Consider the following 16,065-nt stretch of genomic DNA (forward strand, 5'->3'; position numbering starts at 1 on the left):
CTGCGCAGCGACGCGCTACGCGCCTCAAACCCAGCCGAACACAGCGAGGACCATATCGATCAGCTTGATGCCGATGAACGGCACGATGATCCCGCCGAGTCCGTAGATCAGCAGATTGCGGCGCAGCAGGATCGCGGCTCCTAGCGCGCGGTAGCGCACGCCCTTAAGCGCAAGAGGAATCAGCAGCACGATGATCAGCGCGTTGAAGATCACCGCCGACATGATCGCCGAGGTCGGTGTCGCGAGATGCATCACGTTCAGCGCATTCAGCGCCGGATACGTCGATGCGAACGCGGCCGGGATGATCGCGAAGTACTTGGCGACGTCGTTGGCGATGGAGAACGTGGTCAGCGAACCGCGCGTCATCAGCATCTGTTTGCCGATCTCGACGATCTCGATCAGCTTGGTCGGATTCGAATCGAGGTCGACCATGTTGCCGGCTTCCTTGGCTGCCTGGGTGCCGGTGTTCATCGCGACCGCGACGTCGGCCTGCGCAAGCGCGGGCGCGTCGTTGGTGCCGTCGCCGGTCATCGCGACCAGACGCCCTTCAGCCTGGTGCGCGCGGATCGTCGCGAGCTTCGTCTCCGGTGTCGCTTCGGCGAGGAAGTCGTCGACGCCTGCTTCGGCCGCGATCGCGGCGGCGGTCAGACGGTTGTCGCCCGTCACCATCACGGTCTTGATGCCCATCTTGCGCAGCTCGGCGAAGCGCTCCTTGATGCCGCCCTTCACGACGTCCTTCAGCTCGATCACGCCGAGCACGCGCGCGCCCTGCTCGCCCTTCTCGGCGACCACGAGCGGTGTGCTGCCCCGTCGCGCGACCTCGGCGACCGCATTGCTGACTTCGTTCGGGAAACGGCCGCCGTGCGTTTCGACGTACTGCTTGACCGCATCGGCCGCGCCCTTGCGGATTTCGCGGCCAGGCAAATCGACGCCGCTCATGCGCGTCTGCGCGGTGAACGCGAGAAACACCGCGTGCAGCGGGGCCATATCGCGCTGACGAATATTGAAGCGCTGCTTCGCCAGCACGACGATGCTGCGGCCTTCCGGCGTTTCGTCGGCCAGCGACGACAACTGCGCGGCATCGGCCAGCGCCTCTTCGCTCAAACCCGGCGCGGGCAGAAACTGCGACGCCTGGCGGTTGCCGAGCGTAATCGTGCCGGTCTTGTCGAGCAGCAGCACGTCGACGTCGCCGGCCGCTTCGACCGCGCGGCCCGAGGTCGCGATCACGTTCGCCTGCATCATGCGGCTCATGCCGGCCACGCCGATTGCCGACAACAGGCCGCCGATCGTCGTCGGGATCAGACACACGAGCAGCGCGACGAGCGCGGTGATCGTCACCACATGGCCCGCCTTGGCGGCCTCGACGGAAAACATCGAGAACGGCAGCAGCGTCGCGGTGGCGAGCAGCATCACGATCGTCAGCGCGACGAGCAGAATCGTCAGCGCGATTTCGTTCGGCGTCTTCTGACGCTTCGCGCCTTCGACCATCGCGATCATGCGATCGAGGAACGCCTCGCCCGGGTTCGCCGTGACGCGCACGACGATCCAGTCCGACAGCACGCGCGTGCCGCCAGTCACCGACGAAAAGTCGCCGCCCGACTCGCGGATCACCGGCGCCGATTCGCCCGTGATCGCCGATTCGTCGACCGACGCGACGCCATCGATCACTTCGCCGTCGGCCGGAATCACGTCGCCGGTTTCGACCAGCACGACGTCGCCTTTGCGCAGATCCGACGCGGTCATGATGCGGATCGGCGACTTCGGATGCGGCTCGTTGAGCTTCTTGGCCATCACGTCTTTCTTCGCGCTGCGCAGCGACGCGGCCTGCGCTTTCGAGCGCCCTTCGGCGAGCGCCTCCGCGAAGTTCGCGAACAGCACCGTGAACCACAGCCACAACGTGACCGCGAGAATGAAGCCCGCGGGCGCCTCCGCCTGACCGCCGAGCGCGGCGATCCACAGAATGGTCGTCAGAATGCTGCCGACGTACACGCAGAACATCACCGGGTTGCGAAACTGCGTGCGCGGCGTGAGCTTTTTAAAGGAGTCCACGATCGCCGGACGCAGCAGCGCCGGGTCGAACATGGACCTCGTAGCGTTATGTTCAGTCATTGAATCCTCGAATATCCTTGTGCGCTTGCGGGCTTGCCGCGTGCAAGCGCCTGTTCGGTCGTTGGGCGTCGTTGATCGAGGCCCCGCGTCACTGCACGCCCATCATCATCAGATGCTCGACGCCAGGACCGAGCGCGAGCGCCGGGACGTAGGTCAGCGCGCCGACCAGCAGCACCGTGCCGAGCAACAGCACGACGAAGAGCGGGCCATGAGTGGGCAGCGTGCCGCCCGTCACAGCAATGCGCTTCTTGCTCGCGAGCGAACCCGCGATGGCGAGCACCGGAATGATGGTGCCGAAGCGGCCGAACCACATGGCAATGGCGGTGAGCCAGTTGTAGAACGGCGTACTCACCGTTAGACCCGCGAATGCGCTGCCGTTGTTGTTCGCGGCCGAGCTGAACGCGTAGAGGATTTCGGAGAAGCCATGCGCGCCTGGGTTCGCGATGCCGGCCTTGCCCGCGTCGGTCAGCACCGCGATCGAGGTGCCCACGAGCACGAGCAGCGGCGTGAGCAGCACCACGATCGACACCATCTTCATCTCGTAGGCCTCGATCTTCTTGCCGACATATTCCGGCGTGCGGCCGATCATGAGCCCCGCCACGAACACCGCGAGCAGCGCGAACACGAGCATGCCGTAGAGACCCGAACCGACACCGCCGAAGATCACTTCACCTAGTTGCATCAACAGCATCGGGTACAGGCCGCCGATCGGCGTCAACGAATCGTGCGTATTGGCGACCGCGCCGCACGAAGCCGCCGTGGTCGCGACCGTGAAGATGCCCGACTGCGCAATACCAAAGCGCGTTTCCTTGCCTTCGGCATTGCCGCCCGCCTGCAGCGCGTTCGCCGACTGATCGACCTTGAGCGCCGTGAACGCGGGATTGCCGCTTTGCTCGGCGCTGATCTCGCCGAACACGCAGACGCCGAACGCGATCGTCATCGCCGCAAGCACCGCGACACCCTGGCGGCGGTCGCCGATCACGCGGCCGAACACGAGCGCGAGCGCCGCCGGGATGATCAGGATCGAGAAGATCTGCACGAAGTTCGAGAACGGCGTCGGGTTTTCGTACGGATGCGCGGAGTTGCCGTTGAAGAAGCCGCCGCCGTTGGTGCCGAGCATCTTGATCGCTTCCTGCGACGCGACCGGACCCATCGCGATGGTCTGCGTCTTCACGGGCGTATCGACCGTCACCGGATTGCCCTTTGCGTCCTTCACCGGATTACCTTGCGCGTCGAGCTTCGGCGCGGCGTACGTGGTGGTCTGCAGCGTCGGCACGTCCTGATAGGCCTTGAAGTTCTGGATCACACCCTGGCTCATCAGCAGTGCCGCGATGATCGCGGCCATCGGAATCAGCACGTACATCGTCACGCGCGTGATGTCGACCCAGAAGTTGCCGATGGTCTGCGCGGTATGACGCGCGAAGCCGCGAATCAGCGCCATCACGACGACGATGCCGGTCGCTGCCGACAGGAAGTTCTGCACGGTCAGACCGAGCATCTGCGTCAGATAGCTGACCGTTTGCTCGGGCGTGTAGTCCTGCCAGTTGGTGTTCGACACGAAGCTGACCGCGGTGTTGAACGCGCTGTCGACCGACATCGCGCCGAACTGCTGCGGATTGCCCGGCAGCCATCCTTGCACACGCAGCAGCACATACAGGAATGCCACGCCGAGCACGTTGAACGCGACCGTGGCGATCGCGTAGTGCTTCCAGCCCATTTCCTGCGCTGGATCGACGCCCGCGATACGGTAAAGCAGCCGTTCGAGCGGCGCGCCAAAGCGCACCACGCTTGAGCTGCCGTCCATCACGGCGCCCAGATAGCTCGCCACCGGCACCGCGGCGGCCAGTAGCACGACGATAAAAAGACTCGCCTGCAGGACATCGTTCGTGTTCATTCAATGTCCTCCGCGCGCAGCAGCGCATACACGAGATAAACGAACAGCAGCGCGGTGGACGCGCCGGCCAGCCAAAGCATCCAGGTCATCAGCGCGCTCCCTGTCCGCGACGGAACTGCATCAGCTTCTCGCAGCCGCCAATCAGCCCAAAGGTCAGCACGGCAAACAGCGCCAGGCCCCCGACATACAGCACATCCATTTTGTTTCCCCATTTACGGATTTTGGATAGATGCAACGGTATGCCGAACAGCCTAAAGGGCTGGTCAAAGTTCATGGGGTGCGCGTAAAAATCGCGTAAACGGACAAGGCCGTTTCATCACGCGATGAAACGGCCTTGATGGATGACAGGTAGCGCAGCCGGAGGCCGCGCAGTTGGTGTTTTACGGCAGCAGGATCGTCGAGCCCGTCGTGCGGCGCCCTTCGAGCTCCGCGTGCGCCTGGCCGACGTCCGGCAGCGCATAGCGCTGATTGATGCTCGTCTTCACCTTGCCCGATCTCAGCACGTCGAACAGCTCGGCCGACATCGCCTCGTAATCGGCGCGTTTCGCGATATAGGTGAAAAGCGTCGGGCGCGTAAAGAACAGCGAACCGCGTCCCGCGAATTCCGACGAATCGATCAGCGGCAGCGGACCCGACGCGTTGCCGAAGCTCACGAACAGGCCGAGCGGCGCGAGACAGTCGAGCGACTTTTCGAAGGTGTCCTTGCCGATCGAATCGTAGACGACCGGCACGCCCGCGCCGTTGGTGATCTCGCGTACGCGCTTCGTGAAGTTTTCGCGCGTATAGACGATCGCGTGATCGCAGCCGTGCGCTTTCGCGATCTCGGCTTTTTCGTCGGAACCGACCGTGCCGATCACCGTCGCGCCGAGCGCCTTCGCCCACTGGCACACGAGCAGGCCGACGCCGCCCGCCGCGGCCTGAATCAGGATCGTGTCGCCGGCCTTCACCCGATACGTGCGGCGCAGCAGATACTGCGCGGTCAAGCCTTGCAGCATCACCGACGCGGCCTGCTCGTCGCTGACCGCATCGGGCAGCTTGACGACCTGCGCGGCCGGCAGCACGCGCTCCTGCGCGTACGCGCCGGGCGGCCGCGCGACATACGCGACGCGATCGCCGACCTTCAGACCGCTCACGCCCGAGCCGAGCGCGCTGACCTCGCCGGCCGCCTCCATGCCGAGCCCGCCCGGCAGCGGCAGCGGATACAGGCCGGTGCGGAAATACACGTCGATGTAATTGAGGCCGACCGCCGTCTGGCGAATGCGGATCTCGCCCGCACCGGGCTCGCCCACCTCGACGTCGACCCATTTCATGACTTCGGGGCCGCCGGTTTTGTCGAAACGGATTGCCTTGACCATCATGTCTCCTTGTTCTGTAGGGGTATGGGTTCGGGGACCCGCGCGCTCACGCCTCGCCGGACAGGCGCAGCGTCAGCACGTCGAGCACCATGCGCGCGGTCGAAATATTCGTCGCGCACGGAATGTTGTGCACGTCGCACGCGCGCACCAGCGCGTTGATGTCCGGCTCGTGCGGCTGCGGCGTCATCGGGTCGCGCAGGAAAATCACCATGTCGACGCGCCCTTCGGCGAGCTGCGCGCCGATCTGCAGATCGCCGCCGTGCGGGCCCGACAACATGCGCTCGACCGTGAGGCCGTGCGCGTCGCTGATGCGTCCGCCGGTCGTGCCGGTCGCCACGATCTCGCAGCGCGCGAGCGTGTCGACGTATTCGCCGGCCAGTTTGACGATGTCGTCCTTCTTGTGATCGTGTGCGATCAGCGCAATGCGGGTGCTCATGACTTAAGACTCCTCAAACCGTTGTGAATATCGTTGTTGTGATGTGATGGCTGTCGTTCGTGTGCGGCGGCTCGGTACGGGCGTGCTCAGTACGTACCTGGATAAGCGCCGCCGTCGATCAGCCAGTTCTGCCCAGTGATGTAGCCGGCATGCGTGCTGCACAGGAACGCGCAGGCCCGGCCGAATTCTTCGCGATTGCCGAAGCGCCCGGCGGGGATCGTCTTCATGCGCTGCTTGCGCGCTTCGTCGATGGAAATGTTGTGCGTCTTCGCCTGCGCCTCGATCGTGACCGCGATGCGGTCGGTATCGAACAGACCCGGCAGCAGGTTGTTGATCGTCACGCCGGTCGGCGCGACCTTGCGCGCGAGACCCGCGACGAAGCCGGTCAGCCCCGAGCGCGCGCCATTCGACAGGCCGAGCACGTCGATCGGCGCCTTCACCGCCGAGCTCGTGATGTTGACGATGCGCCCGAAGCCGCGCGCGCTCATCGTGTCGATGGTCTGACGGATCAGCTCGATCGGGGTCAGCATGTTGGCCTCGAGCGCGCGGATCCAGTCGTCGTGCGTGAAGTCGCGGAAATCGCCCGGCGGCGGGCCGCCCGCGTTGTTGACGAGAATGTCCGGCTGCGGGCAGGCGGCGAGCGCGGCGGCGCGCCCTTCGGGCGTGGTGATGTCGCATGCGACCGCCTTCACCTTTACGCCGCTTTGCTTACGGATCGCCTCGGCGGTCGCTTCGAGCGTTTCGGCAGTGCGCGCGACGATCGTCAGATTGACGCCCTCGGCGGCGAGCGCTTCCGCGCAGCCGCGTCCCAGACCTTTGCTCGCCGCGCAAACCAGCGCGGTACGTCCTGCGATTCCCAAGTCCATGTGGATGCCCTCATAGCGAAGTTTCCCCAGATTTTAGAAGAATCGGTGCCGGACTGTGCCGCGTCGCTTCAATCTCAGGTATCGCCGGGCGGTACTCTTTCGGTAAACTTGCGCGGTGGCGTGCATTTCCTCCGTTCGTCCGAGCTTCGGGCGCTGGCGAAACCAACGGATGGGCGCGCCGAACCGATCCACCTTGCCGCCACGCGCGAGCCCGCCATGACCCAGGACAGCCGTTTCCCCAATCTCTTCATCCTCGATCACCCGCTGATCCAGCACAAGCTGTCGCACATGCGCGACCGGGATACGTCGACGCGCACGTTCCGCGAATTGCTGCGCGAAATCACGCTGCTGATGGGCTACGAAATCACCCGCAACCTGCCGATGACGACGCGCCGCATCACCACGCCGCTCGTCGAGATCGACGCGCCGGTGATCGCCGGCAAGAAGCTCGCGATCGTGCCGGTGCTGCGCGCGGGCGTCGGCATGTCGGACGGGCTGCTCGAGCTGGTACCGTCGGCGCGGGTCGGTCACATCGGCGTGTATCGCGCGGAGGATCATCGGCCGGTCGAATACCTGGTGCGGCTGCCGGACCTCGAAGACCGCGTGTTCATCCTCTGCGATCCGATGGTCGCGACCGGCTACTCGGCCGTGCACGCGGTCGATGTGCTCAAGCGCCGCAACGTGGCCGCGGAGAACATCCTGTTCCTCGCGCTCGTCGCCGCGCCCGAAGGCGTGCAAGTGTTCCAGGACGCGCACCCGGACGTCAAGCTGTTCGTCGCGTCGCTCGATTCGCATCTGAACGAGCATGCGTACATCGTGCCGGGCCTGGGCGACGCGGGCGACCGGTTGTTCGGTACGAAGAACTGATGCGCAGGAGCCGGCGGGGTGGCTCGGCAGTGTCCCTGCCCTAAAGCCGCCCCCGCTTTCGACGGCACCCGGCCGTCCCGGTGACACATCCGCGCCGCCTCCATTCATTTTCACTTCGATTTCATTGCATTTACGGCCGGTTTCGCGCCGCGGCCCCCTCTGCCGCACCCTCGCGGCGTGATAAAATTCGAATCCGCTCGATGAGCGGCTCGACTCGCACGATCACTCGCACCACCGTCTGCAATTTCGACCGGCGCCCCGCGCCTTCGCATCAGGTCATGCGGCGCCTGGCCGCGGAAGCTGCCCCGCTTCCATCGCGCTGCCGCCCTGCGGCCCCGCTTGGGCCGCAGCCCATGCATGAACCGGCTCGAACGCCTGCCGGCGGGCATGCGTGGAACGACGCGCGTGAACGGCCAGGCTGAGATCGGCGACAGGAGAGGCCGCGCCGACGGGCTAAGCCGAGCAACAAGCGCGAGCAACGAGCACGAGCGGCCGGCAGCCTTTCACCTGACGGTTTGGGATCGGGACACGACACGCGAGGCGCAACCCGCGAGGCGCCCGACATCGCAACGACAATTGCACTATGCGTGCGCCCCGCTGGCGCGCGCGACGGAGAAAAGTATGGCGGGTCATTCGAAATGGGCCAACATCAAGCATAAGAAAGCAGCGGCCGATGCCAAGCGCGGCAAGGTCTGGACGCGGCTCATCAAGGAAATCCAGGTCGCGGCGCGTATGGGCGGCGGCGAAATCGACTCGAACCCGCGTCTGCGGCTCGCGGTCGACAAGGCGTACGACGCCAACATGCCGAAGGACAACATCAACCGCGCGATCCAGCGCGGTGTCGGCGGCGCGGAAGGCGCGAACTACGAGGAAATCCGCTACGAAGGCTACGGCATCGGCGGCGCGGCGGTGATCGTCGACACGATGACCGACAACCGCACCCGCACGGTCGCGGAAGTGCGTCACGCGTTCTCGAAGAACGGCGGCAACATGGGCACGGACGGCTCGGTGTCGTTCATGTTCGATCACGTCGGCCAGTTCCTGTTCGCACCCGGTACCGCCGAAGATTCGCTGATGGAAGCCGCGCTAGAGGCGGGCGCCGACGACGTCGTGACGAACGAGGACGGCAGTATCGAAGTGCTGTGCCCGCCGAACGATTTTTCGAAGGTGAAGACAGCGCTCGAAACGGCGGGCTTCAAGGCCGAACTGGCCGAAGTCACGATGAAGCCGCAGACCGAAGTCGAATTCACCGGCGACGACGCCGTGAAAATGCAGAAGCTGCTCGACGCGCTGGAAAATCTGGACGACGTGCAGGAAGTCTATACAAACGCGTCGATCGCCGGCGAGTAATGGCGCGCCGGGCTTTCGCATCGTTTGCCCTTGCTGTCGATGGTTTATTGCACGGCCGAGCACAGCGCTCGGCCGTTTATGGTTTTTAAGTCTCGGGGATTCACATGAAGTTACTCGTCGTCGGTTCCGGCGGTCGCGAACATGCGCTGGCATGGAAGCTCGCGCAATCGCCGCGGGTTCAGCTCGTCTACGTCGCGCCCGGCAACGGCGGCACCGCTCAGGATGAGCGTCTGCTCAACGTCGACATCACCGATCCGGCCGCGCTCGCCGATTTCGTCGAAAAAGAACAGATCGCGTTCACGCTGGTCGGGCCGGAAGCGCCGCTCGCGGCAGGCATCGTCAACCTGTTCCGCTCGCGCGGTCTGAAGATCTTCGGGCCGACCAAAGAAGCCGCTCAGCTCGAAAGCTCGAAAGATTTCGCCAAGGCGTTCATGAAGCGCCACGGCATCCCGACGGCCGAGTACGAAACCTTCGCCGACGTCGCCGCCGCGCACGCGTATCTGGACGCCAAGGGCGCGCCGATCGTGATCAAGGCCGACGGCCTCGCCGCCGGCAAGGGCGTCGTGGTCGCGCAAACGCTGGAAGAAGCGCACGCCGCGGTCGACATGATGCTGTCGGACAACAAGCTCGGCGACGCCGGTGCGCGCGTCGTGATCGAGGAGTTCCTCGCCGGCGAGGAAGCGAGCTTCATCGTGATGGTCGACGGCAAGCACGTGCTCGCGCTCGCTTCGAGCCAGGATCACAAGCGTCTGCTCGACGGCGACCAGGGCCCGAACACGGGCGGCATGGGCGCCTACTCGCCCGCGCCGATCGTCACGCCGCAGCTGCATGCGCGCGTGATGCGCGAAATCATCCTGCCGACGGTGCGCGGCATGGAGAAGGAAGGCATCCGCTACACCGGCTTCCTGTACGCCGGCCTGATGATCGACGCGCAAGGCAACCCGAAGACGCTCGAATTCAACTGCCGGATGGGCGACCCCGAAACGCAGCCGATCATGGCGCGTCTGAAGGGCGACTATTCGAAAGTGGTCGAACACGCGATCGCCGGCACGCTCGACACCGTCGAGCTCGAATGGGACCGCCGTACCGCGCTCGGCGTCGTGCTCGCCGCGCACAACTATCCGGACACGCCGAGGAAGGGCGACCGCATCAACGGCATTCCCGCCGAAACCGCGGATTCGGTCACGTTCCACGCCGGCACCACGCTGACGGACGGCAAGCTGACCACCTCGGGCGGGCGCGTGCTGTGCGTCGTCGGTCTGGCGGATTCGGTGCGCACCGCGCAGGCGGCCGCCTATCACACGATCAACCAGATCGCCTTCGACGGCATGCAGTACCGCCGCGACATCGGCTATCGCGCGCTCAATCGCAAGCACGACGGCAAATAAGCGGTACCGCCGGGCGCCGTGCGAGCGGCGCCCACGCGCGACAGCGCGCCGCGGGCGTGCGGCACGACGCGCGCTACACTGCATTTTTCGCGCTCGTCGCGACAGACGGGCACGGAGCCCGCGGATCGACCGAAGCGGCAAGCCGCTTTCTCCATCCGTCTACTGCGTCCGTGCCATCCGAATGCGCGGTCCGAGCGTCCCGGCAGCCAACCCGGCGCGAACGCGGCCGTCGCCCTCTTTCGAAGAACCTGCATTCATGAGCAATTCGAGCTACGACGCACAAGCCGTGCGCAACTGGCTGCAAGGCCTGCAATCGCATATCTCCGACACGCTGGGCGCCTTCGACGGCACCGCATTCGCGACCGACGCATGGCAGCGCGGACCCGGCGAGAAGCTGCGCGGCGGCGGCGTCACGCGGATTCTCGAAGGCGGCCAGTTCTTCGAGCGCGCCGGCATCGGCTTCTCGGACGTCGCCGGCGACGCGCTGCCGGGCTCGGCGAGCGCCGCGCGGCCGCAACTGGCCGGGCGCGGTTTCGAGGCGATGGGCGTGTCGCTCGTGCTGCACCCGCACAATCCGCACTGCCCGACCGTGCACATGAACGTGCGCCTGCTCATTGCGACCAGGGAAGGCGAAGAGCCGGTGTTCTGGTTCGGCGGCGGCATGGATCTGACGCCCTACTACGGCTACGAAGAGGACGCGCGGCATTTCCATCAGGTGTGCCGCGACGCGCTAGCGCCATATGGCGCGGACCTGTACCCGAGCTTCAAGCGCTGGTGCGACGAGTATTTCTTCCTGAAGCACCGCAACGAGGCGCGCGGCATCGGCGGGATTTTCTTCGACGATTTCTCGGCGCCCGGCTTCGAGCAATCGTTCGCGATGCTCAAAAGCGTCGGCGAAGGTTTTCTCGAGGCGTACCTGCCGATCATCGAACGGCGCCGCAATACGCCCTACGGCGAAGCCGAACGCGCGTTCCAGGCCTACCGGCGCGGGCGCTACGTCGAGTTCAATCTGGTCTTCGACCGTGGCACACTATTTGGGCTGCAGAGCGGCGGACGCACCGAATCGATCCTGATGTCGATGCCGCCCGTGGCGAACTGGCGCTACAACTGGCACCCCGAGCCGGGCACGCCGGAAGCTCGCTTGTACAGCGATTTCCTCGTGCCGCGCGAGTGGGTGTGACGCGCCACCCGTGTCGCTCACGGTCACGACAAAGGATCCTCACCTGAAGCCGAACGCTCACCCTGTCGCGCTGCCCCGCCGGATCGGTCTTCTGGGCGGCACTTTCGATCCGATCCACGACGGTCACCTCGCGCTCGCGCGGCGGTTCGCCGACGTGCTGCGGCTGACCGAACTGGTGCTGCTGCCGGCCGGCCAACCGTGGCAGAAAGCCGACGTATCGCCTGCCGAACATCGACTCGCGATGACGCGCGCGGCGGCCGCGTCGCTCGCGATCCCCGGCGTGACGGTGCGCGTCGCAACCGACGAAATCGAGCACGAGGGCGCGACCTACACGGTCGATACGCTGCAACGCTGGCGCGAGCGCGAAGGCGACGACGCATCGATCACACTGCTGATCGGCGCGGATCAACTGGTTCATCTCGATACGTGGCGCGACTGGCGGCGCCTGTTCGAGCTCGCGCATATCGGCGCGGCCACGCGGCCCGGCTTCGACCTCGCGTCGGTCGCCCCCGCGGTGGCGAGGGAAATCGCCGCGCGCCGTGCGAAAGCCGAGGTGCTGCAGGCCACGCCCTGCGGCCATCTGCTGATCGACACGACGCTCGCGTTCAACGTTTCGGCCACCGACATTCGCGCGCATCTGCGCGAGCAGGTCAGCCAGCGGCTGGTCCACGCGGGTGCGAGCGACACCGCCCAGGATCAGGCCACGAGTCACGTCCCCGCCGCGGTGTGGGACTATATTCTTCAACATCATCTGTACCACCGGTAACTCCATGGATATTCGCAAACTGCAGCGCGTAATCGTCGACGCTCTCGAAGACGTCAAGGCGCAAGACATCAAAGTGTTCAACACCACCCATCTGACCTCGCTGTTCGATCGCGTGATCGTCGCGAGTGGCACGTCGAACCGGCAAACCAAGGCGCTCGCGTCGAGCGTGCGCGAAGGCGTGAAGGAAGCCGGCGGCGAGATCGTCAGCACCGAGGGCGAGGACATCGGCGAATGGGTGCTGGTCGATTGCGGCGACGCGATCGTCCACATCCTGCAGCCGGCGCTGCGCCAGTACTACAACCTCGAGGAAATCTGGGGCGACAAGCCGGTGCGCATCAAGCTGTCTACGCCGAGTCCGTTCGGCGGCGCGCGTGCAAGCGAGCCCGACGACGAGGAAGACGAGGATTTGCCTGCCGCGAAGCCCGCGCGCAAGACTAGCGCGCGCCGCAAGTAAGCGGTGCGTGTCGGCCACACCGCTACTTTCGTCGCAATGAAACTGCATATCCTCGCCGTCGGCCACAAGATGCCGGACTGGATCGCGACCGGCTTCGACGAATACGCGAAGCGCATGCCGCCCGAGCTGCGCATCGAGCTGCGCGAGATCAAACCGGAGCAGCGCTCGTCGGGCCGTTCGGCCGAAAGCGTGATGGCCGCCGAGCGGCAGAAGATCGAAGCCGCGTTGCCGAAGAACGCGCGCATCGTCGCGCTCGACGAACGCGGCAAGGACTGGACCACGATGCAGTTCGCGGGCGCGTTGCCGGGCTGGCAGCAGGACGGCCGCGACGTGGCCTTTCTGATCGGCGGCGCGGACGGTCTCGATCCCGAGCTGAAAGCACGCGCCGATATGATGCTGCGCGTGTCGAGCCTCACGCTGCCGCACGCAATGGTGCGCGTGCTGCTGGCCGAACAGCTTTACCGTGCGTGGACCATCACGCAAAATCACCCGTATCATCGCGCGTGAGTGCCGGAGCCAGCGCGGCGACGCCTTGCAACCCTTCGTTGTTGATGGCACGTCGCGGGTGCTCTGGTCGATACGCTTCTTGAACGCATTGCCGCCACTTCATGCGATGATGCGCCCGACGCGCCGCGCATCGATGCCATGAATGGATTCGGCGCATCGATCGCGTCGCCGAATCAAGCTCGCCCCGCCCGCTCTTCCACGCCCATCCGCGTTCACCGCCGCCACGCCATCCGTTCCCCGCTCCACCGAGACCCGTTCATGCCCACGCCCACCGCTTCGCTGCATCCGTTCGTCTACCTCGCCTCGCAAAGCCCGCGCCGCCAGGAGCTGCTGCAACAGCTCGGCGTGCGTTTCGAATTGCTGCTGCCGCGCCCCGATGAAGACGCCGAAGCGCTCGAAGCCGAACGGCCCGGCGAACACGCGCGCGACTACGTGCGGCGCGTATGCATTGCGAAAGCGCTTGCGGCGCGCGCGCGTCTCGTGGCCGCTGGTCGCGCGGTGCGGCCGATCCTCGTCGCCGACACCACCGTCACGATCGACGACGCGATTCTCGGCAAGCCCATCGATGCCGACGATGCGGTCGCGATGCTCACGCGCCTCGCGGGCCGCACGCACGAAGTGCTGACCGCGCTCGCCGTGATCGATGCCGACGGCGCGCTGCTGCCGGCGGCGTTGTCGGTGTCGAAGGTGCGTTTTGCTGCAGTGCACGCAGACGCGTTGCGTCGCTATGCGGCGAGCGGAGAGCCGCTCGGCAAGGCGGGTGCCTATGGCGTGCAGGGACGCGCGGCGGAGTTTATCGAGCATATAGACGGGTCCTATTCGGGTATCATGGGTTTGCCGCTTTTTGAAACCGCTGCCCTCCTGCGTGCAGCGCGCATCGACTTCTAGAACAACACCATGAATGAAGAAATCCTGATCAATGTCACGCCGCAGGAAACGCGCGTCGCGCTCGTTCAACAGGGCGCCGTCCAGGAACTTCATGTCGAACGAACGCTGTCGCGCGGGCGCGTCGGCAATGTCTATCTCGGCAAGGTCGTGCGCGTGCTGCCTGGCATGCAATCGGCGTTCATCGACATCGGCCTCGAACGCGCTGCGTTCCTTCACGTCGCCGACATCTGGCATCCGCGCATTGCCGGCGAAGCGCAACATCAAGCGCCGCATCAGCCGATCGAAAAAATCGTCTTCGAAGGTCAGACGCTGATGGTGCAGGTCGTCAAGGACCCGATCGGCACGAAGGGCGCGCGGCTGTCCACGCAAGTGAGCATCGCCGGGCGCACGCTCGTTTATCTGCCGCAGGAACCGCACATCGGCATCTCGCAGAAGATCGAGAGCGAGGCCGAGCGCGAGGCCGTGCGCGCGCGACTGACCGCCGTGCTGCCCGCCGACGAGAAAGGCGGCTACATCGTGCGCACGATCGCCGAGGATGCGACGAGCGAAGAGCTTGCCGCCGATGTCGCGTATCTGCGCAAGACGTGGGCGACGATTCTGTCGCAGGCGCAGCGCATGCCGCCCACCAGCCTGCTCTACCAGGATCTGAATCTCGCGCAGCGCGTGCTGCGCGATTTCGTCAACGATGAAACGTCGCGCATCCAGGTCGATTCACGCGAGACGCATCAGATGCTCGCCGATTTCGCGACCGAATTCACGCCGGCGGTATCGTCGAAGCTGCATCACTACACCGGCGAGCGGCCGCTATTCGATCTCTACAACATCGAGGCCGAGATTCAGCGCGCGCTGTCGCGTCGCGTGGACCTGAAGTCGGGGGGCTACCTCGTGATCGACCAGACCGAGGCGATGACGACGATCGATGTGAACACCGGCGGTTACGTCGGCGCGCGCAACTTCGACGACACGATCTTCAAGACCAACCTCGAGGCCGCGCATACCATCGCGCGGCAATTGCGGCTGCGCAACCTGGGCGGCGTGATCATCATCGATTTCATCGATATGGAAAACGCCGAGCATCGCGACCAGGTGCTAGGAGAATTGAAGAAGGCGTTGTCGCGCGATCGCACGCGGGTGACCGTCAATGGCTTCTCGCAGCTCGGGCTCGTCGAGATGACACGCAAGCGTACGCGTGAGTCGCTCGCGCATGTGCTGTGCGAACCGTGCCCGGTTTGCCAGGGCAAGGGGCAGGTGAAGACCGCGCGCACGGTGTGCTATGACGTGTTGCGCGAGATTCTGCGCGAGTCACGGCAGTTCAATCCGCGCGAGTTTCGTGTGGTCGCTTCGCAGCAGGTGATCGATCTGTTTCTCGAGGAAGAGTCGCAGCATCTGGCGATGCTGATCGATTTCATCGGCAAGCCGGTGTCGTTGCAGGTGGAGTCGAATTTGAGTCAGGAGCAGTACGATATTGTGCTGATGTAGGTATTGCACCGGATCGGGCCGGATCATTCACACCGGTCTGGGCGAAGTGCCCGCATCAGCTTTTCGATGTTCTTGTCAGCACCCGATTCAGATTCTCGCCTTTAGCGTAAGTGATTCGCAAAGCACGGCCATTTCAGCACCACACGACGGCTCGAGAACAAATAACAGGCGAGCTCCAGCCCTCAGTTTCTGGACGTACTCATCACCCTTCTGCTCGCTGAGCGTGGTCCCCTTCGAGTCGTCGCGACTATCGATCCACTGGATCCACATCCGAACCTCCGCGAGCGAAAACGCGTACCGCGGCGAGATCAAAAGCCTGGACACGACATTCTGCCCGGCGAAATCAATCATGCGTTGCCCGATCACGCCAGAAAATCTTAGCTCTTCGACTTCACCGCCAACCCGGCGAAAGCGAAGTTCCAAGGCACGTGCGAGGGGATCATGGTCAATCCCAACTAGCTCCGCGTCGTGAAAACTTGGAAAGTCCGTAACGTTCCGAATATCGGTGTATGTACCCGTGTCCATA

The 16,065-nt window shown here is 64.9% G+C and carries 17 protein-coding genes; 9 read left to right on the top strand and 8 right to left on the bottom strand.

All coding sequences use genetic code 11. The features are described 5' to 3' along the window. Window positions 1-24 precede the first annotated feature (24 nt). The 7 genes from kdpB to AB4Y34_RS17520 all read right to left on the bottom strand — a co-directional run bounded on the left by kdpB (window position 25) and on the right by AB4Y34_RS17520 (window position 6,660). Window positions 25-2,109, bottom strand: coding sequence for a potassium-transporting ATPase subunit KdpB (gene kdpB / locus AB4Y34_RS17490; protein ID WP_176380806.1), 2,085 nt, complete (start codon window positions 2,107-2,109; stop codon window positions 25-27). 88 nt (window positions 2,110-2,197) lie between these two features. After that, window positions 2,198-4,003, bottom strand: a complete 1,806-nt coding sequence (gene kdpA / locus AB4Y34_RS17495; protein ID WP_368716718.1) for a potassium-transporting ATPase subunit KdpA — start codon at window positions 4,001-4,003, stop codon at window positions 2,198-2,200. Beyond that, window positions 4,000-4,092 carry a K(+)-transporting ATPase subunit F gene (gene kdpF / locus AB4Y34_RS17500; protein WP_013088901.1) on the bottom strand — a complete coding sequence of 31 codons (93 nt, stop codon included), beginning with the start codon at window positions 4,090-4,092 and terminating at the stop codon, window positions 4,000-4,002. Before kdpF ends, kdpA begins: the two co-directional genes overlap by 4 nt. Then, the gene (locus AB4Y34_RS17505; protein ID WP_129959723.1) at window positions 4,092-4,202 is read right to left on the bottom strand and encodes a potassium ABC transporter ATPase; all 111 of its coding nucleotides are present in this window, start codon (window positions 4,200-4,202) and stop codon (window positions 4,092-4,094) included. The genes kdpF and AB4Y34_RS17505 overlap by 1 nt, the downstream gene beginning before the upstream one ends. A 181-nt stretch (window positions 4,203-4,383) precedes the next feature. Next, on the bottom strand, window positions 4,384-5,358 hold the full coding sequence (locus AB4Y34_RS17510) for a quinone oxidoreductase (RefSeq protein ID WP_176380855.1): 975 nt from the start codon (window positions 5,356-5,358) through the stop codon (window positions 4,384-4,386). 46 nt (window positions 5,359-5,404) lie between these two features. Beyond that, window positions 5,405-5,794 (bottom strand): methylglyoxal synthase, encoded by a 390-nt coding sequence (locus AB4Y34_RS17515; protein WP_013088898.1) that lies wholly within the window; start codon window positions 5,792-5,794, stop codon window positions 5,405-5,407. Window positions 5,795-5,880: 86 nt separating this feature from the next. Next, entirely contained in the window at window positions 5,881-6,660 is a 780-nt protein-coding gene (locus AB4Y34_RS17520) for an SDR family oxidoreductase (protein WP_176380804.1), read from the bottom strand. Between the two features lie 216 nt (window positions 6,661-6,876). Between AB4Y34_RS17520 and upp the strand changes: the two genes are divergently transcribed. The 9 genes from upp to rng all read left to right on the top strand — a co-directional run bounded on the left by upp (window position 6,877) and on the right by rng (window position 15,539). Then, complete coding sequence (gene upp / locus AB4Y34_RS17525) at window positions 6,877-7,527, top strand: uracil phosphoribosyltransferase (protein ID WP_013088896.1); 651 nt, start codon at window positions 6,877-6,879, stop codon at window positions 7,525-7,527. Between the two features lie 621 nt (window positions 7,528-8,148). Further along, on the top strand, window positions 8,149-8,877 hold the full coding sequence (locus AB4Y34_RS17530; protein WP_176121283.1) for a YebC/PmpR family DNA-binding transcriptional regulator: 729 nt from the start codon (window positions 8,149-8,151) through the stop codon (window positions 8,875-8,877). Window positions 8,878-8,981: 104 nt separating this feature from the next. Continuing rightward, window positions 8,982-10,265 carry a phosphoribosylamine--glycine ligase gene (gene purD / locus AB4Y34_RS17535; RefSeq protein WP_176121282.1) on the top strand — a complete coding sequence of 428 codons (1,284 nt, stop codon included), beginning with the start codon at window positions 8,982-8,984 and terminating at the stop codon, window positions 10,263-10,265. A 256-nt stretch (window positions 10,266-10,521) separates the two neighbouring features. After that, on the top strand, window positions 10,522-11,445 hold the full coding sequence (hemF, locus tag AB4Y34_RS17540; RefSeq protein WP_368716719.1) for an oxygen-dependent coproporphyrinogen oxidase: 924 nt from the start codon (window positions 10,522-10,524) through the stop codon (window positions 11,443-11,445). Window positions 11,446-11,455: 10 nt separating this feature from the next. Continuing rightward, a complete protein-coding gene (locus tag AB4Y34_RS17545) occupies window positions 11,456-12,211 on the top strand; it encodes a nicotinate-nucleotide adenylyltransferase (protein ID WP_368716720.1) in 756 nt (251 codons plus the stop codon). Window positions 12,212-12,215: 4 nt separating this feature from the next. After that, complete coding sequence (gene rsfS / locus AB4Y34_RS17550) at window positions 12,216-12,665, top strand: ribosome silencing factor (protein ID WP_176380801.1); 450 nt, start codon at window positions 12,216-12,218, stop codon at window positions 12,663-12,665. 36 nt (window positions 12,666-12,701) lie between these two features. Continuing rightward, window positions 12,702-13,172 (top strand): 23S rRNA (pseudouridine(1915)-N(3))-methyltransferase RlmH, encoded by a 471-nt coding sequence (rlmH, locus tag AB4Y34_RS17555; protein WP_090803715.1) that lies wholly within the window; start codon window positions 12,702-12,704, stop codon window positions 13,170-13,172. A 258-nt stretch (window positions 13,173-13,430) separates the two neighbouring features. Continuing rightward, window positions 13,431-14,060 carry a nucleoside triphosphate pyrophosphatase gene (locus AB4Y34_RS17560; RefSeq protein ID WP_368716721.1) on the top strand — a complete coding sequence of 210 codons (630 nt, stop codon included), beginning with the start codon at window positions 13,431-13,433 and terminating at the stop codon, window positions 14,058-14,060. 9 nt (window positions 14,061-14,069) lie between these two features. Beyond that, the gene (gene rng, locus AB4Y34_RS17565; protein WP_176380798.1) at window positions 14,070-15,539 is read left to right on the top strand and encodes a ribonuclease G; all 1,470 of its coding nucleotides are present in this window, start codon (window positions 14,070-14,072) and stop codon (window positions 15,537-15,539) included. An 87-nt stretch (window positions 15,540-15,626) separates the two neighbouring features. Here the strand turns inward: rng and AB4Y34_RS17570 are convergent, their stop codons facing one another. Next, window positions 15,627-16,064, bottom strand: a complete 438-nt coding sequence (locus AB4Y34_RS17570; RefSeq protein WP_368716722.1) for a hypothetical protein — start codon at window positions 16,062-16,064, stop codon at window positions 15,627-15,629. Between the last annotated feature and the right edge of the window lies 1 nt (window position 16,065).

The sequence above is a fragment of the Paraburkholderia sp. BR10954 genome (genome assembly GCF_040965775.1).
In the GTDB taxonomy this organism is placed as follows: domain Bacteria; phylum Pseudomonadota; class Gammaproteobacteria; order Burkholderiales; family Burkholderiaceae; genus Paraburkholderia; species Paraburkholderia youngii.

Bases quoted from the DNA above. Each gene is read 5' to 3' on its own strand.
- kdpB (WP_176380806.1), bottom strand. From the start codon at position 2,109: ATGACTGAACATAACGCTACGAGGTCCATGTTCGACCCGGCGCTGCTG.
- kdpA (WP_368716718.1), bottom strand. From the start codon at position 4,003: ATGAACACGAACGATGTCCTGCAGGCGAGTCTTTTTATCGTCGTGCTA.
- kdpF (WP_013088901.1), bottom strand. From the start codon at position 4,092: ATGACCTGGATGCTTTGGCTGGCCGGCGCGTCCACCGCGCTGCTGTTC.
- AB4Y34_RS17505 (WP_129959723.1), bottom strand. From the start codon at position 4,202: ATGGATGTGCTGTATGTCGGGGGCCTGGCGCTGTTTGCCGTGCTGACC.
- AB4Y34_RS17510 (WP_176380855.1), bottom strand. From the start codon at position 5,358: ATGGTCAAGGCAATCCGTTTCGACAAAACCGGCGGCCCCGAAGTCATG.
- AB4Y34_RS17515 (WP_013088898.1), bottom strand. From the start codon at position 5,794: ATGAGCACCCGCATTGCGCTGATCGCACACGATCACAAGAAGGACGAC.
- AB4Y34_RS17520 (WP_176380804.1), bottom strand. From the start codon at position 6,660: ATGGACTTGGGAATCGCAGGACGTACCGCGCTGGTTTGCGCGGCGAGC.
- upp (WP_013088896.1), top strand. From the start codon at position 6,877: ATGACCCAGGACAGCCGTTTCCCCAATCTCTTCATCCTCGATCACCCG.
- AB4Y34_RS17530 (WP_176121283.1), top strand. From the start codon at position 8,149: ATGGCGGGTCATTCGAAATGGGCCAACATCAAGCATAAGAAAGCAGCG.
- purD (WP_176121282.1), top strand. From the start codon at position 8,982: ATGAAGTTACTCGTCGTCGGTTCCGGCGGTCGCGAACATGCGCTGGCA.
- hemF (WP_368716719.1), top strand. From the start codon at position 10,522: ATGAGCAATTCGAGCTACGACGCACAAGCCGTGCGCAACTGGCTGCAA.
- rsfS (WP_176380801.1), top strand. From the start codon at position 12,216: ATGGATATTCGCAAACTGCAGCGCGTAATCGTCGACGCTCTCGAAGAC.
- rlmH (WP_090803715.1), top strand. From the start codon at position 12,702: ATGAAACTGCATATCCTCGCCGTCGGCCACAAGATGCCGGACTGGATC.
- AB4Y34_RS17560 (WP_368716721.1), top strand. From the start codon at position 13,431: ATGCCCACGCCCACCGCTTCGCTGCATCCGTTCGTCTACCTCGCCTCG.
- rng (WP_176380798.1), top strand. From the start codon at position 14,070: ATGAATGAAGAAATCCTGATCAATGTCACGCCGCAGGAAACGCGCGTC.
- AB4Y34_RS17570 (WP_368716722.1), bottom strand. From the start codon at position 16,064: ATGGACACGGGTACATACACCGATATTCGGAACGTTACGGACTTTCCA.